15 protein-coding genes are annotated in these 14,454 nt (G+C 44.4%); 11 read left to right on the top strand and 4 right to left on the bottom strand.

What is annotated here, in order from left to right; translation table 11 throughout:
- The first annotated feature begins 84 nt into the window (after nt 1-84).
- The 5 genes from IC571_RS08380 (at nt 85) to htpG (ending at nt 5,876) form a co-directional block, all read left to right on the top strand.
- Nucleotides 85-231, top strand: coding sequence for a hypothetical protein (locus tag IC571_RS08380; protein WP_215315949.1), 147 nt, complete (start codon nt 85-87; stop codon nt 229-231).
- A gap of 111 nt (nt 232-342) precedes the next feature.
- Nucleotides 343-1,440 carry a linear amide C-N hydrolase gene (locus IC571_RS08375; RefSeq protein ID WP_215315947.1) on the top strand — a complete coding sequence of 366 codons (1,098 nt, stop codon included), beginning with the start codon at nt 343-345 and terminating at the stop codon, nt 1,438-1,440.
- 57 nt (nt 1,441-1,497) lie between these two features.
- Nucleotides 1,498-2,796, top strand: coding sequence for a lipase family protein (locus tag IC571_RS08370; protein ID WP_215315945.1), 1,299 nt, complete (start codon nt 1,498-1,500; stop codon nt 2,794-2,796).
- A gap of 145 nt (nt 2,797-2,941) precedes the next feature.
- The gene (locus tag IC571_RS08365) at nt 2,942-3,898 is read left to right on the top strand and encodes a sodium-dependent bicarbonate transport family permease (RefSeq protein WP_215315943.1); all 957 of its coding nucleotides are present in this window, start codon (nt 2,942-2,944) and stop codon (nt 3,896-3,898) included.
- A gap of 76 nt (nt 3,899-3,974) precedes the next feature.
- Nucleotides 3,975-5,876 carry a molecular chaperone HtpG gene (gene htpG / locus IC571_RS08360; RefSeq protein ID WP_215315941.1) on the top strand — a complete coding sequence of 634 codons (1,902 nt, stop codon included), beginning with the start codon at nt 3,975-3,977 and terminating at the stop codon, nt 5,874-5,876.
- Nucleotides 5,877-5,939: 63 nt separating this feature from the next.
- Here the strand turns inward: htpG and IC571_RS08355 are convergent, their stop codons facing one another.
- Both IC571_RS08355 and IC571_RS08350 read right to left on the bottom strand, forming a co-directional pair.
- Nucleotides 5,940-6,575: an NAD(P)H-dependent oxidoreductase gene (locus IC571_RS08355; protein WP_215315939.1), complete on the bottom strand. Its 636-nt coding sequence runs from the start codon at nt 6,573-6,575 to the stop codon at nt 5,940-5,942.
- A 46-nt stretch (nt 6,576-6,621) separates the two neighbouring features.
- Nucleotides 6,622-7,536, bottom strand: coding sequence for a LysR family transcriptional regulator (locus tag IC571_RS08350; protein ID WP_215315938.1), 915 nt, complete (start codon nt 7,534-7,536; stop codon nt 6,622-6,624).
- A 129-nt stretch (nt 7,537-7,665) separates the two neighbouring features.
- Between IC571_RS08350 and IC571_RS08345 the strand changes: the two genes are divergently transcribed.
- The 4 genes from IC571_RS08345 (at nt 7,666) to IC571_RS08330 (ending at nt 11,357) form a co-directional block, all read left to right on the top strand.
- Nucleotides 7,666-8,859, top strand: a complete 1,194-nt coding sequence (locus tag IC571_RS08345) for a CaiB/BaiF CoA-transferase family protein (protein ID WP_215315931.1) — start codon at nt 7,666-7,668, stop codon at nt 8,857-8,859.
- Nucleotides 8,860-8,884: 25 nt separating this feature from the next.
- The gene (locus IC571_RS08340; RefSeq protein ID WP_215315929.1) at nt 8,885-9,811 is read left to right on the top strand and encodes a hydroxymethylglutaryl-CoA lyase; all 927 of its coding nucleotides are present in this window, start codon (nt 8,885-8,887) and stop codon (nt 9,809-9,811) included.
- 9 nt (nt 9,812-9,820) lie between these two features.
- On the top strand, nt 9,821-10,216 hold the full coding sequence (locus IC571_RS08335) for a VOC family protein (RefSeq protein WP_215315927.1): 396 nt from the start codon (nt 9,821-9,823) through the stop codon (nt 10,214-10,216).
- Nucleotides 10,217-10,301: 85 nt separating this feature from the next.
- Complete coding sequence (locus IC571_RS08330) at nt 10,302-11,357, top strand: alpha/beta hydrolase (RefSeq protein WP_215315926.1); 1,056 nt, start codon at nt 10,302-10,304, stop codon at nt 11,355-11,357.
- Between the two features lie 49 nt (nt 11,358-11,406).
- Here IC571_RS08330 and IC571_RS08325 read toward each other — a convergent pair whose 3' ends face one another.
- Nucleotides 11,407-12,168, bottom strand: a complete 762-nt coding sequence (locus IC571_RS08325; RefSeq protein WP_215315924.1) for an SDR family oxidoreductase — start codon at nt 12,166-12,168, stop codon at nt 11,407-11,409.
- A gap of 79 nt (nt 12,169-12,247) precedes the next feature.
- Nucleotides 12,248-12,544 (bottom strand): HNH endonuclease, encoded by a 297-nt coding sequence (locus IC571_RS08320; RefSeq protein WP_251373345.1) that lies wholly within the window; start codon nt 12,542-12,544, stop codon nt 12,248-12,250.
- Between the two features lie 108 nt (nt 12,545-12,652).
- On the opposite strand from IC571_RS08320, the gene IC571_RS08315 reads away from it, so the two are divergent.
- Nucleotides 12,653-12,922: a TIGR03643 family protein gene (locus IC571_RS08315; protein ID WP_215315920.1), complete on the top strand. Its 270-nt coding sequence runs from the start codon at nt 12,653-12,655 to the stop codon at nt 12,920-12,922.
- Nucleotides 12,919-14,454, top strand: coding sequence for a cryptochrome/photolyase family protein (locus tag IC571_RS08310; RefSeq protein ID WP_215315918.1), 1,536 nt, complete (start codon nt 12,919-12,921; stop codon nt 14,452-14,454). Before IC571_RS08315 ends, IC571_RS08310 begins: the two co-directional genes overlap by 4 nt.

The raw sequence follows: 14,454 nt of genomic DNA, 5'->3' as shown, positions 1-14,454 counted from the left end.
ACGCAGTAGAAATTGATAGGGCCAGGGTATTTCCAGTGCAAAGAAATACTGCCGTGATTCATGGTGCTGGCAAGGATGCTACGGATGCAAAATGCAGACCAAGCATCTAGCTCAACTGACAAACAAAAGAACCCGAAAGATACAAGCCTGCAGATTAATGGTAATGGCGGCTCTACCAATCGACCAGCAGGGGGTAACGCAACCCTTCGCAAGCGCTTCACTTTTGACTAGACGCTGTTTTAACACTGCCTTTAAATCAAATGTAAGATGTAAAAGGGTGAACACATGAATTTCATCTTTTCTAGTGACGCCCCTAAAGTATTTCAATCTGTAATCTAGGTCATGAAAGACATCGATATGCGCTCTCTTAAGAATATTATTTTTCCATCCATACTTGCTCTTCTATTCTTTTGCCAAACTGTAGGGGCGTGCACTAGTTTTCAGTTGGTTGCAGCAGATGGCTCTCGAGTCTATGCACGTACTATGGAATTTCAGTTCCCCCTGTATTCCGATGTGGTGATCATGCCCCGTAATTTCCATTTCGTGGCGACTGGCCCCAATAATCAGCCCGGCGCTTCTTGGGATGGTAAGTACGGTGTTGTTGGTATGAATGGTTTTGGCAAGCCGCTAGTCATTGATGGCTTAAATGAGAAGGGCTTGGCTGGCGGGATTCTCTATTTCCCAGATCACGCAGTTTACGCGAACCCAAAAGATGTAGATGCCAAAAAATCGATGGCTCCCTGGGAGTTTATGTCCTGGGCTCTAATGAATTTTGCAAGCGTTGCACAAATTAAAGCAGCACTGAATGACGTTTCGGTCATCAATATTGTGCAGCCAGATCTCAAAGTAGTGCCACCGTTTCATTATGTTTTTCATGATGCAAGTGGCGCTGTTTTAGTGGTGGAGCCAATCAAAGGAAAATTAGTGGCTCATGACAACCCCTATGGCGTAATGACGAACTCACCCCCATTTGATTGGCATGTGAATAACCTCGGTAATTATGTGAAGCTTAGTCCTGTAGAGCCTGATCCAATCAAAGTATTTGGCCAATCCGTTAGCCCAATCTCTACCGGCGCAGGTTTCTTGGGAATGCCTGGCGATAGTACTTCACCATCACGTTTCATTCGGGCTCTAGCGTATACCTCGACCATTACGCCTGCAAAGAGCGCAGACGAAAATGTGCGGTTGGCTGAACATGTATTGCATAATTTTGATATTCCGATTGGTTCAATTAGAACACCTATTAATAAAAAAACCTTTATGGAGTTGACGCAGTGGAGCGTGATATCAGACTTAAAGAACATGCGCTTCTATTTTTCCACTTATGACTACCAACCCCTCAGAATGGTGGATTTAAATCGAACCAATTTTGATAAGCCGACACCTACCTTTATCTCTTTAAAGAGTAAGTACTCAATCGAAACCCTTGCTACTCAATAATCTAGGTAATAGATAAAACTACCGATAAAGATACTTTTTGAACAATTCAACATCAATATGAAAAAACTACTCTGCACTTGTATTCTTGGTATTTCATTAGGCGCTCTATCTGCACCGGCATTAGCCGATCCGCCTTTGCCGCCGTTCTATGACTCCGTTACCAAGATGCCTGCAAATGGAAAATTAGGTCAAATCATCAAGAAAGAAGCGATTAAGACTTCAGTCAAAGGTGCGCAAGCTTGGCGCATTGCTTATATTTCTTCTGATACAGCCGAGCGCAAAACGATCGCTACGGGAACCATTATTTCTCCAATTGGATCTGCTCCAAAAGAAGGAAGACCAATTCTGGCCTGGGCACATGGAACTACTGGCTCTGCACAAAACTGTGGACCGTCTCAAATTACTGACCCTACAGCGCCCTTGAATGAATATTTTTTAGCAGATGGAAACTCATGGACTGACTATGGCATTCCTAATGTAGAGCAATTTATTAAAGAGGGTTACGTGGTTGTTGCAACCGACTATCAAGGATTGGGTGGCGGTGGAAAGCATCAATATGCTGTAGCAGCTACTAATGGCAGGGATCTGATTAACTCAGCAAGAGCTGCTAGCGCTTTCAAAGAAGTGGGCGCAGGTAAGAAGGTTATCGCTTATGGTTGGTCACAGGGCGGCGGGGCCGTGATCGCTGCTGCAAGCTTGCCTGATTACCAGGGGCTTAAAGGAACAGCTGCCGATGATTTGCAATATCTTGGTTTCGTAGGCTTGGCACCGGATGATCAAGCGGTCATGTTGCAAAACCCGCCAACGGATGAAGCAGGTGCTACAAAGTTGATCAACGAGTTCACTCAAGCAAATGTGCCAAACGTATTTTTATTCGCACATTACGTCATGGGCCTGTGGGGGACGCAAGCCGCCTACCCTAATCTCAAGTTAACGGATATTTTGACGGATGAGGGCGCCGCATTTGTGGATAAGTTATCAACTAACAAATGCGTTCATGTGATGGCAGACTCTTTTAACTATGCTTATGGCGATCAATACAAATCCTTGTTAAAGCCTAGCGCTACTAATTCCTTAGCATGGGTAAATGGATTTATTGATGGTAGCGTCAAGCTAGTTAAGCCAGTTGCGCCGGTAGTCATTTACTGGGGCACTAAAGATACCGCAGTTCCTCCGATTGAGCATGAGCTTTACCAAAAGCAGATGTGCGCTATGGGTGCCAATGTGGAGCGCATTCAATTGCCAGGAGAGCAAACACACTTCTCAACTCCCGGAGTATCTGCGCCAATGTATCTGCAGTGGGTGAAAGATCGTATCGCTGATAAACCGTTAGCAAATGCTTGTCCTAAAAGTTAGCGTGATATAGAGATCAATTTTCGTTATTGATCTTCAGTGGCACTCTGAAACCCCCAATCTTGGGGGTTTTGTTCATTTGATGGCTATTAAGCCTATGCCGTGTGTGGCTAATGCAAAGATTTTAGAAATTCCCTAATATAGAAACATGAGCAATTTCCTAGATCCAGCAATATTATTTTTTATATTTGGTGTATTTGCTGGTTTGGTGAAGTCCAATCTTGAGATACCGCAACCGATCGCTCGGTTTTTATCTCTGTATCTATTAATGGCCCTAGGTTTAAAAGGAGGCTTTGCTCTTCATAAATCGGGCTTCACCACTGAAATTGGTTTAGCTCTTGGCCTCGCAATATTTTTGGCAATCCTCGTTCCTTTAATGGGTTATGCCATCCTGAGAAGTAGACTCAATAGTTTTGATGCTGCTGCAATTGCTGCCACTTATGGTTCGGTTAGTGCGGTTACTTTTATTACTGCTACGCAAGTATTGGGTCAATATGGCGTTGAGTATGGCGGCCATATGGCAGCAGCAATGGCATTGATGGAGTCGCCCGCGATTATCTTGGCGATCTTATTGGCTAATAAAGCACGCGCTGAATCTTCTGGCAGCAGCCAGTCTGTTGGCCTGTCAAAAATTCTTCATGAGTCATTTACCGATGGTGCGCAATTGCTGTTGCTAGGTTCAATGGTAGTTGGCTTGCTTAGTGGTGACGCAGGCCAGAAGTTGATGGCGCCATTTTCAATTGATCTATTTAAAGGGATGCTGGCATTCTTTTTATTGGATATGGGCTTAATGGCTGCAAAGAACTTTGAGGGATTGAAAGGGAAGCCGCCCATTACTTTGTGCTACGCCATTCTGGCCCCGCTCTTGCATGCATCAATAGCACTGGGTTTATGTAAGTTATTGGGCTTACCACTCGGAGATACTGTCTTATTGATGGTGCTTGCAGCAAGTGCCTCGTATATTGCGGTCCCCGCAGTCTTGAGGCATGCCTTGCCCGAAGTCAATCCCGCACTCTATATGGGCATGTCTCTAGGAATTACCTTCCCATTCAACATCATCCTGGGCATTCCCCTTTATATCTACATCGCTAGATTGACCTATTAGGCCCTTTTTAGGGTCTTGAAATCTGGAAAATAGCCCTTATATACAGAGAGTTATTGGATTTTTATAGGACGCTGAAATGACGGTTGCAACTAAAGAAACGATGGGATTCCAGGCGGAAGTGAAGCAGCTTCTGCAATTGATGATTCACTCTTTGTATTCCAATAAAGAGATCTTCCTACGCGAGCTGATTTCAAATGCATCAGACGCCGCCGATAAATTGCGATTTGAGGGCATTGCTCATCCAGAGTGGTATGGCAATGATCCAGAACTTAAGATCAAAGTAGAGTTCGATAAAACTGCTAGAACGATTTCTATTTCCGACAACGGCATTGGTATGAGTCGTGAAGAGGTGATTAGCAATCTTGGAACTATTGCTCGATCAGGTACTAAAGAATTCTTTTCCAAACTTTCAGGCGATCAACAAAAAGATGCGGCATTAATTGGTCAATTCGGGGTGGGTTTTTATTCTGCCTTTATCGTTGCCGATCGCATCACTGTTGAAACGCGTCGCGCAGGATTGCCTGATTCTGATGGCGTTCGTTGGGAATCTGATGGCTCTGGCGAATTTACGGTTGAGGCGATTGATCGCCCACAGCGCGGTACAACCATTACCTTGCATTTGCGTGAAGGAGAGGATGATTTCCTTAACAGCTATCAGCTGAAATCGATTATTCGTAAGTACTCAGACCACATCTCTTTGCCTATTCAGATGCGTAAAGAGGAGTGGGATGAGGAAAAGAAAGAGCAAGTCATTAAAGATGAGCTTGAGAGCATCAATCAATCTTCAGCTTTATGGGCGCGCAATAAATCTGAGATTACCGAAGAGCAATACAACGAGTTCTATAAACATCTATCTCATGACTATGAGAATCCTCTCTGCTATTCATTAAATCGAGTAGAGGGTAGAAATGAATTTACGCAACTACTATTTGTGCCATCGCGAGCACCATTTGATTTATGGGATCGCAACAAGCGTGGTGGTATTAAGTTGTATGTCAAACGTATCTTCATCATGGATGATGCTGAAAAGCTGATGCCAATGTATCTCCGCTTTGTTACCGGCGTGATTGATTCAGCTGATTTGCCATTAAATGTGTCACGTGAGATTTTGCAAGAATCACGTGACATTAAGGTTATTCGTGAAAGTTCGACAAAGCGGGTATTAAGCATGCTTGAGGAGCTTGCGAATAGCGATGATGAGGCGAAAAAAGAAAAATACCGCACCTTCTGGACTCAGTTTGGTCAGGTATTAAAAGAGGGTGTTGGTGAAGACCAAGCGAATCAAGAGCGCATCCTCAAACTCTTGCGCTTTGCAAGCACGCATACCGATTCTTCTGAGCAGACAGTATCACTCGCTGAATATGTGTCTCGCATGAAAGAAGGTCAGGACAAGATTTACTACGTCACTGGTGAGTCTTTCAATGCAGCTAAAAATAGCCCGCATCTAGAAATCTTCCGCAAGAAAGGTGTTGAAGTTCTCCTGTTGTCGGATCGCGTAGATGAGTGGATGCTTTCATTTATCACCGAATTTGATGGCAAGCAATTAGCCTCTGTTGCCAAGGGTGGATTAGATCTAGGTAGTCTCAGCGATGAAAAAGAGAAGAAGGAGCACGAGGAAACTGAGAAGCAATTCAAGAATTTGATCGAGCGTATGAAAAAAGTCCTTGAGGATAAGGCTAAAGATGTGCGGGTCACTTTCCGCTTAACCGATTCCCCAGCTTGTTTAATTGCAGATGAGAATGAGCTTTCTGGCAATCTATTGCGTATGCTAAAGGCTGCTGGACAGCAGGCGCCAGACATGAAGCCTATCCTGGAAATTAATCCAGAGCATCCGCTGCTGTTAAAGCTCAAGGGCGATGATAAGCAGTTTGATGATTGGACTAATTTGCTATTTGACCAAGCATTGCTAGCTGAAGGCGGTCAATTAAATGACCCCGCCAGCTTTGTAAAGCGAATGAATCAATTGCTATTGAAGTAATTGATTAGCCTGCAAGCTAAAACGCCAACCCTAGGGTTGGCGTTTTATTTAGTACGTAATACTTTATTTAATCCAGCTAATAAATTGATCAGCAGGGCGTCGAACTTTCTTGAGATTCAATAGCCAATCTTCGTCGGCTTTGCGATAGCCTAGTGGCAACATGACCACGCTACGCAATCCCTTTGCTTTGAGATCCAAAATCTCGTCTAGGGCTTTAGGATCAAAGCCTTCCATTGGAGTGGCATCTACTTCAAGTTCAGCAGCAGCAATCAGGGCGGTACCTAGGCCAATATAAGCTTGTTTCGCCGTGTGTGTGAAGTTCACCTCTGGATCTCTGGCTGGATAATTTTTGAGTAGCATTTGACGGTAAGCGACGCCCGCATCATTTTTGAAGTTACGAACTTTCTCAGTCATATCAAACGCATCATTAATGCGCTGCTCTGTGTAGTGATCCCAAGCTGCAAAAACGACTAGGTGAGAGCAATCAGTAACTTGAGACTGATTATTCGCAATCGCTTTAATCTTTTCACGAAGATCTTTATTAGTAATCACAATCAGCTCGTAGGGTTGTAAGCCGCTAGAACTCGCTGTATATCTGACAGCTTCCAAAATTTGCTCGACTTTCTCGGTTGCAACCGCTTTGCTTGGGTCCATTTTCTTGGTGGCATAGCGCCATTTGAGTTTGTCTAAGAGACTCATGTTTTTCCTCTTGTATTGGTATGTTGTTTGATCGGTAAATAGTAACTTAAGTTCTTTTTTGGTGTAGCAGGTGCTCGATGAGCATGGTGCAGGCTGGAGATTGCCGTCCATACTCTTTGGTGGCAAGTAGCAGATTGCGTTTTGCCCAGCTATCTTCAAGGCGAACCACTTTGAGATCCATGGCCTTAATTTGAGGGGCACAGGCTTGTAGCGGCAATATGCCAACTCCGAGGTTAACGGCAATCATTTGACACATCGCATCATAACTACGCACCTGAATACGCAGGCGCATTTGCTTACTGAGGCGTTCCGCCTGCCTTGAGGTGAGTTCAAGCAATGAACTGCCACGATTAAGTCCAACAAAGTCGTAATCAAGACATTCTTCAAAAGAAATGTTCTTATGATTTTTGATGGGGTGCGATTTACTACAAACTACAACCAGCTCATCTTGGCCAATGATGCTGGTTTCTAATCCGGCTGTCGGTGTGCCATCAGCGAATACGCCAATATCTGCAATGCCATCGAGTAATGCTTTGACAATATCGCCACTGATTTGTTCTTCCACTTCCACTTGAATATCGGGATGTGTTTTTAAGAAGCTGGCGAGAGAGCTTGGCAAGAACTCCGTTAGAGCTGACATATTTGCCCACAATCGCACATGGCCTTTGACACCTTTGGCGTACTCGCCTAGTTCATTGCTAAATTGTTCGAAACCTTGGAATAGACGCAAGGCATGCTGCATCACTGCATGACCAGCTTGCGTAAGTGTCACGCCTTTGGCTGAGCGATCGAGTAGGCTAAGCCCTACGGTTTCTTCTAGTTCGGAGATTCTTCGGCTTGCTGCTGAAAGGGCAAGGCTACATTCATTAGCCCCTTTGGTAATGCTGCCGGATTGGGCGATGGCGCAGAACAGCTTCAGGGTGACAAAGTCCACTCTGGCGGGGTTTATTTGCGGTTTCATGGGGATATTCTAGCAAGCCTTCGCAAAATGAGAAGGCTTGCTAGATAGATAGCAATTCCCAAAGGGGAGAACTGGGGTTATTTTTCTACTATTGAAAAAACCAAGACGCAAAAAGCAGGGGGAGCTCGCATGGAGCCGCTAGCAGGATTAAAAGTAATTGAGATGGGTCAGTTGATTGCTGGGCCATTTGCCGCAAAAACATTGGCGGATTTTGGTGCTGATGTGGTGAAGATTGAACCGCCAAAAGTAGGTGATGCATTACGTAAGTGGCGCCTATTAAAAGATGGCACTTCAGTTTGGTGGCAAGTGCAATCCAGAAATAAGCGATCCCTATCTTTAGATTTGCGCCAAACTGATGCGCAAGACATCGTCAGAAAGCTCGCTACGGAAGCGGATATATTGATTGAGAACTTCCGTCCGGGAACGCTGGAAGGGTGGGGGCTCGATCCAGAAAAATTACTTGAGCTCAACCCAAAACTGATCATTCTGCGAATTAGTGGATATGGCCAGACCGGTCCTTATAAAGATAAGCCCGGTTTCGGTGTTGTAGCGGAAGCAATGGGCGGTCTTCGACACTTAACTGCTGAGCCTGGGAGAGTTCCGGTGCGCGTGGGTGTGAGCATTGGTGATACCTTGGCATCACTGCATGGCGTTATTGGTATTTTGTTGGCACTACAAGAGCGTCATCGTAGTGGCAAGGGTCAAGTGATTGATGTTGCCTTATATGAGGCAGTCTTTAATTGCATGGAGAGCTTGCTGCCTGAGTACAGCGCCTTTGGTGAAGTAAGGCAAGCTGCTGGTAGTGCGTTGCCAGGTATTGCGCCATCTAATGCTTATCAGTGTGCGGATGGTGGCTATGTCTTGGTTGCTGGTAATGGCGATAGTATCTTTAAGCGGCTCATGAAACTGATTGGTCGCGATGATTTAGGTGGCGACCCCGAATTAGAAAACAATGATGGGCGCGTCAAGCGAGTACAAGAGTTGGATCAAGCAATCGGTGCTTGGGCAAAAGCAATCACTACCGATAAGGCGCTTGAATTATTAGATTCGGCTGCTGTTCCGGCTGGTCGTATTTATACCGTAGCAGATATTGCTAACGATCCGCACTATCGCGCGCGTGAGAATATTCAAAGTATTCAGATGCATGACGGTAGTAGCCTAGAGGTGCCTGGTGTTCTGCCAAAGTTATCTCGTACACCGGGATCAATTAAGACTCTTGCACCAACGATTGGTCAAAACACTGATGAGGTCTTAAAAGAAATTGGTTTGAATGACTCACAAATTGCCTCCCTAAAAGAGCGCGGCGTTGCCTTTACACAATAAGACTCAATAAGGGAAGAATAAGAACATGACCAGAATTTACTTTAATGACGTAGTCACTAGAGATGGATTTCAGATTGAGCCAAACTTTATTCCAACCGAAGATAAAGTGCGTTTGATTGATGCCATGAGTCAGTGTGGCTTCGCAAAAATCGAAGTGACCTCCTTTACCTCTCCCAAGGCTATTCCGATGCTGAGAGATGCTGAAGAGGTCATGGGCAAGATTAAAAGGGTTCCCGGTGTTGAATATACGGTGCTTGTGCCTAACCTTCGAGGTGCAGAGCGCGCCTTAGAATCCCGTGCAGATGAATTTAATCTAGTGATGTCCACATCAGAAACACATAATCTCGCTAATTTGCGCATGACCCGTGAAAAGAGTTTTGCTGGTTTAGCGGAGGTTATTCGCTATGTCGATGGCAAGACGCCAATCAATGTTTCTTTATCTACGGCATTTGGTTGTCCAATGGAAGGCGATGTACCGCAAGAAGTGGTTGAACAATTTTGCCAACGCTTTGCAGATCTGGGTGTTCGTGGTTTAACTATCTGCGATACCACTGGGATGGCAAACCCAGCACAAGTTACAAAAATGTCCGAATCTTTGCAAAACAAATTTCCGCAACTGCAAATGACTATGCACTTTCATAATACGAGAGGCATGGGGTTGGCTAATGTGCTGGCAGCGGTGCAGAGTGGCATCGTTCGTTTCGATGGTTCACTAGGCGGCCTAGGCGGTTGCCCATATGCACCAGGCGCTAGCGGCAATATCTCGAGTGAAGATGCGATTCATATGCTCGATGCCATGGGCTACGACACGGGTGTAGATATTCCTAAGTTGTTAGGGTTGGCTAGAGAGTTGCCAGAAATTGTTGGTCATACCGTTCCGGGTCAAGTTGCTAAAGCCGGGCGTAGCTGCGATTTGCATCCCGCCCCAACTTACATCAATGAATTGAAGTGAGATGAAGCAATGATTGACCACTTAGATCATTTAGTCCTAACCACTGCTAATGAAGCGGCATGTATTGATTTTTATACACGTGTGCTTGGCATGAGGTTGGAATCGTTTATTGGTGGAACTCCACCAGTGGAGCGAAAAGCATTTCTCTTTGGCAACCAGAAAATTAATCTGCACATCAAGGGGAAAGAGTTTGAGCCTAAAGCCAATATCCCAACACCTGGCTCACTTGATTTGTGTTTTATTGCTGATCGCCCGTTAACCGAGGTAATTGCACGCTTAGAAAAAGAGCAATGGCCAATCATTGAGGGGCCAGTTGTACGGACAGGTGCGACATCAAAGATTAATTCGGTCTATGTGCGAGACCCAGATCAGAACCTTATTGAAATTAGCGAGATGATAGGGTAATTCTCTGAGTTTTTATAGCGGTCAAGAATTTCTCCAAGAATCTAGTGTAGAGTAGTTGAAATAAAAAAAGTATCTTGGAGACAATATGAAATTCACTATTAAAGCTATTTGGCTTTCTGTTTTGAGCTTACTCATTTTTGTAGGTTTTTCTCAGGCATTTGCCGCAGGGAAGATCGAAATGAATGAGTACATGATTCAGAGCGATACGCCAGGCATTTCTCTGTATGTACGCAATAAACATTTGGCGGGAATGAAAAAATTCTCTCCAGAGAAAACCTTGCTGTATGTACATGGTTCAACCTATCCAGCTGAAACCGCCTTTGATTTATCTCTAGGTGGTACTTCTTGGATGGAATATATCGCCGTTAGAGGATATGACGTTTGGTTGGTTGATTTGCGCGGCTATAGTAAATCTACTCGTCCACCGGAAATGGATCAGCCAGCAGATCAAAACTCGCCAATAGTGCGTACTGATGTTGCTGTTCGTGATGTTTCAAGTGCTGTTGATTACATTCTTGCTAAACGCAACATTAATAAACTCAATTTGCTTGGTTGGTCTTGGGGTACAACCATTATGGGTAAATACACAACCCTTAATAATCAAAAAGTAAATAAATTGGTTCTCTACGCCCCACAATGGTTGCGCCAGGGTGGTGCGCCATTGACTGATAAAGGCGGTCAATTAGGCGCTTATCGTGTGGCATCCGTTGCTGATGCGAAAAATCGTTGGTTAACAGGTGTTCCTGAAAACGCAAAAGCAACATTAATTCCTGAAGGTTGGTTTGAGAAGTGGGCAGAAGCTACATTTGAGACTGACCCTTGGGGTAAAACACAAAATCCTAAGAAACTGCGCGCGCCAAACGGTACTGTGCAGGATGCACGCGAGTTTTGGACAGCAGGTATTCCTGTTTATGACCCTAAAGATATTCGTGTGCCAGTGATGTTGGTGCATGCAGAGTGGGATGCTGATTTACCAAGCTACATGATGTATGAGTACTACACAAAGCTAGAGAACGCACCATACAAAATCATGTTGCAAATCAGCGAAGGTACTCACACCATCATCATGGAGAAAAACCGCATGCTGATGTTCACGGGGGTACAAGACTTTTTGGATAGTAATTTCAAGCCTGAGAAATAATAAAAGCCACCCTAGGGTGGCTTTTTAGTGACCAGAGGCGGATATAGAATTAGCCTCTGCCGACAAAAGGCATCTTGGTTGCCATGATGGTCATATTGAGAATATTGGATTCCAAAGGGAGTTGTGCCATGTGAAGCACTGCTTGACCAACATGATCAACATCCATGCGAGGCTCCACCTTAATAGATTGATCGGCTTGTATGATACCTGCAGCCATGCGCTCAGTCATTTCAGTAGCGGCATTGCCAATATCAATTTGCCCGCAAGCAATATTGAATGGACGACCATCTAAAGCAATGGTCTTTGTTAAACCGCTGATAGCATGTTTAGTAGCGGTGTAGGGTGCTGACATGGGTCTAGGTGCATGTGCTGAGATTGAGCCGTTATTAATGATTCTGCCGCCTTGTGGTGATTGTGCTTTCATCATGCGAATAGCTTCTTGAGAGCACAGAAAGGCGCCACACAGATTGGCATTCACTACATTCATCCATTGCTCATACGTTAAATCTTCCATTGGAATTGCGGGTGCGCCCATACCGGCGTTATTAAATAGGACATCAATGCGTCCAAACTTTGCCTTGGTTTCTGCAAATAGCTTTTTTACTTGTTCTGGGTTGCCCACATCGCATGACACAGCAAGACAGTTCTCATGATTACCGCCAATATCAACAATTGCTTTCTGCAATTTCTCTAAATTGCGCCCTGTCAGCACAACCTGATAACCGCCTTTTAATAGAGCCTTAGCGGCTGCTCGTCCAATGCCAGCACCAGCACCAGTAACTAAGGCTACTTTGGTTTTTGTTTCAGTCATGATGTCTTTCTTTGTCTCGTAATGGATAAATATTTTTTATTAAATTAGCGTCAGTCTACGCTAAATCAAGCCCCTGACCTTAGTTTTTGATACGAGCGCTTTTACGCGTTCTTTCATAAAACGCATTAGGCTTTGTTTTAACCCAGCGGATAAATCGCTGCATTTCGGGATGATCTTGAAGGGCTAGGGGATGGTTAAATTGATTTGCTAACTCAGTTTCGGTAAACAGTGCATGAATTTGCTGGTGACAAATGCGATGAAGAAATTCCGTGGTTCTGCCACCTTTAGATTTGGGGATGAGGTGATGAGCATCCTGCTGGGATGCTGGAATCGGGCGATCGCAAATCGGGCATATGACCTTTTGTAACTTTGTCATTTCCCTGGGTGCTTGCGAGATCAATTTTTGACGAATTTTGCCAATCATCTTGAGTTGCAGAATTAATAGCTCAGTACAAGTTTATTGAATAAGTCTTAAACTTGCAGGATGGCAAAAGTTCTATCTAAATCTCTTTCCGAATCAGACTTATCCCGTCTGATCGAGATGGCATGGGAGGATAGAACGCCGTTTGATGCTATTGAAATGACTTATGGCCTATCCGAATCTGAGGTGATTGATTTGATGCGCCGTGAACTGAAAAGAGGCTCCTTTAAGTTATGGCGTGAACGCGTCTCAGGTAGATCAACGAAGCACACTGCGCTTCGTAGTCGTTTGGTTATGCGCGCCTATTGCCCAACCCAATATAAAAACAAATGAAGCAATCCAAAAGACTCGTCTTGATTCTGGGTGATCAGTTGGATAAACAGAGTTCTGCTCTGAAAGACTTTGACTTTAAGCGTGACGAAGTAGTGATGATTGAGTCAATTCCTGAGGCTCAAGTGGTGTGGTCTCACAAAGCCAAGATTGCTCTATTTCTATCAGCCATGCGCCATTTTGCTGATGAGCTAATTGCCGATGGTTATTCGATTCATTATGTTCGCGATTCGAATTTATCAATAGTAGATACTCTTAAGTCATTATTGCGGCAAAAAAATATTACTCATTTAGTTTGTGTTGAGCCCGGAGAGTGGCGCTTAAAGATTGCTATTGAAAAACTAGCGCAAGATGCCAATTTGCAATTAGATATGCGTGAAGATGAGCACTTTTATTGCAGTCATCGCGAGTTTCGAGAGTGGGCTGCCAATAAAAAAGAGTTGCGTCTTGAGTTTTTTTATAGACTCATGCGCAAAACGCACAATATTCTTATCGACCGCGAGGGTAACCCTGAGGGTGGTCAATGGAACTTTGATCAAGATAACCGCAAGCCTTACCCAAAAGCGGGCCCAGGAATTATCGAGGAGCCTGTTTTATTTGAGCCCGATGAAATTACGAATGAGGTGCTCGCATATATGGAGGCAAATCACTCTGAGCACCCTGGTTCACTTAAGAATTTTCGTTGGCCGGTAACTAGAGACCAGGCTCTTGAAGCTCTACAGTACTTTGTGGACTATCGCCTCAGAAATTTTGGCATTTACCAAGATGCGATGTGGATAGATACACCGTATGGGTGGCATTCCATTCTGTCGAGTTCCTTAAATCTGAAGTTGTTAAACCCACGAGAAGTTATTACCGCTGTTTTAGATGCTTGGAAGAAATATTCCCTTGACCTATCAACTGTTGAGGGATTTATTCGTCAGATATTGGGTTGGCGTGAATTTGTTAGGGGTATGTATTACCTCGATATGCCAAAAATGGCTCAAGATAATTACTATGATCATCAGCACGCTTTACCTAGTTGGTATTGGACGGGAAAAACGAAGATGCGTTGCATGCAGGATGCTGTGGGTCAAACGCTGGATTATGGTTACGCCCATCATATTCAACGTTTGATGGTGACTGGTAACTTTGCCTTATTGGCTGAGATATTGCCGTCTGCCGTATGCGATTGGTATTTGGCCATTTATGTAGATGCGATTGAATGGGTCGAATTGCCCAATACCGCTGGAATGGCTTTATTTGCTAATGGCGGTCGTTTTACTAGTAAGCCCTATATTGCCAGCGGCGCTTACATTAAGCGCATGAGTAACTACTGTGGCGGTTGTCAATATAAGCCTGATGTTCGATTTGGTGAAAACGCATGCCCTGTGACAACCCTGTATTGGAATTTCTTGATCAAACATCGCGAACAGTTTGACGGCAACCCACGCACTCGTCTAATGACCGCTAATTTAAAAAAGATTAGTGATATGGATCAGGCTTCAATCGTGAAGCATGCTGAGCATATATTAAATAATCTCGACACACTATAA

Origin of the sequence: Polynucleobacter sp. MWH-UH2A (assembly GCF_018687195.1) — a bacterium.
Lineage (GTDB): Bacteria > Pseudomonadota > Gammaproteobacteria > Burkholderiales > Burkholderiaceae > Polynucleobacter.
This window is presented reverse-complemented; position numbering and strand designations above follow the sequence as displayed.

Excerpts from the sequence above, each read along its gene's own strand:
- IC571_RS08380 (WP_215315949.1), top strand. The coding sequence starts at position 85 with ATGCAAAATGCAGACCAAGCATCTAGCTCAACTGACAAACAAAAGAAC.
- IC571_RS08375 (WP_215315947.1), top strand. The coding sequence starts at position 343 with ATGAAAGACATCGATATGCGCTCTCTTAAGAATATTATTTTTCCATCC.
- IC571_RS08370 (WP_215315945.1), top strand. The coding sequence starts at position 1,498 with ATGAAAAAACTACTCTGCACTTGTATTCTTGGTATTTCATTAGGCGCT.
- IC571_RS08365 (WP_215315943.1), top strand. The coding sequence starts at position 2,942 with ATGAGCAATTTCCTAGATCCAGCAATATTATTTTTTATATTTGGTGTA.
- htpG (WP_215315941.1), top strand. The coding sequence starts at position 3,975 with ATGACGGTTGCAACTAAAGAAACGATGGGATTCCAGGCGGAAGTGAAG.
- IC571_RS08355 (WP_215315939.1), bottom strand. The coding sequence starts at position 6,575 with ATGAGTCTCTTAGACAAACTCAAATGGCGCTATGCCACCAAGAAAATG.
- IC571_RS08350 (WP_215315938.1), bottom strand. The coding sequence starts at position 7,536 with ATGAAACCGCAAATAAACCCCGCCAGAGTGGACTTTGTCACCCTGAAG.
- IC571_RS08345 (WP_215315931.1), top strand. The coding sequence starts at position 7,666 with ATGGAGCCGCTAGCAGGATTAAAAGTAATTGAGATGGGTCAGTTGATT.
- IC571_RS08340 (WP_215315929.1), top strand. The coding sequence starts at position 8,885 with ATGACCAGAATTTACTTTAATGACGTAGTCACTAGAGATGGATTTCAG.
- IC571_RS08335 (WP_215315927.1), top strand. The coding sequence starts at position 9,821 with ATGATTGACCACTTAGATCATTTAGTCCTAACCACTGCTAATGAAGCG.
- IC571_RS08330 (WP_215315926.1), top strand. The coding sequence starts at position 10,302 with ATGAAATTCACTATTAAAGCTATTTGGCTTTCTGTTTTGAGCTTACTC.
- IC571_RS08325 (WP_215315924.1), bottom strand. The coding sequence starts at position 12,168 with ATGACTGAAACAAAAACCAAAGTAGCCTTAGTTACTGGTGCTGGTGCT.
- IC571_RS08320 (WP_251373345.1), bottom strand. The coding sequence starts at position 12,544 with ATGACAAAGTTACAAAAGGTCATATGCCCGATTTGCGATCGCCCGATT.
- IC571_RS08315 (WP_215315920.1), top strand. The coding sequence starts at position 12,653 with ATGGCAAAAGTTCTATCTAAATCTCTTTCCGAATCAGACTTATCCCGT.
- IC571_RS08310 (WP_215315918.1), top strand. The coding sequence starts at position 12,919 with ATGAAGCAATCCAAAAGACTCGTCTTGATTCTGGGTGATCAGTTGGAT.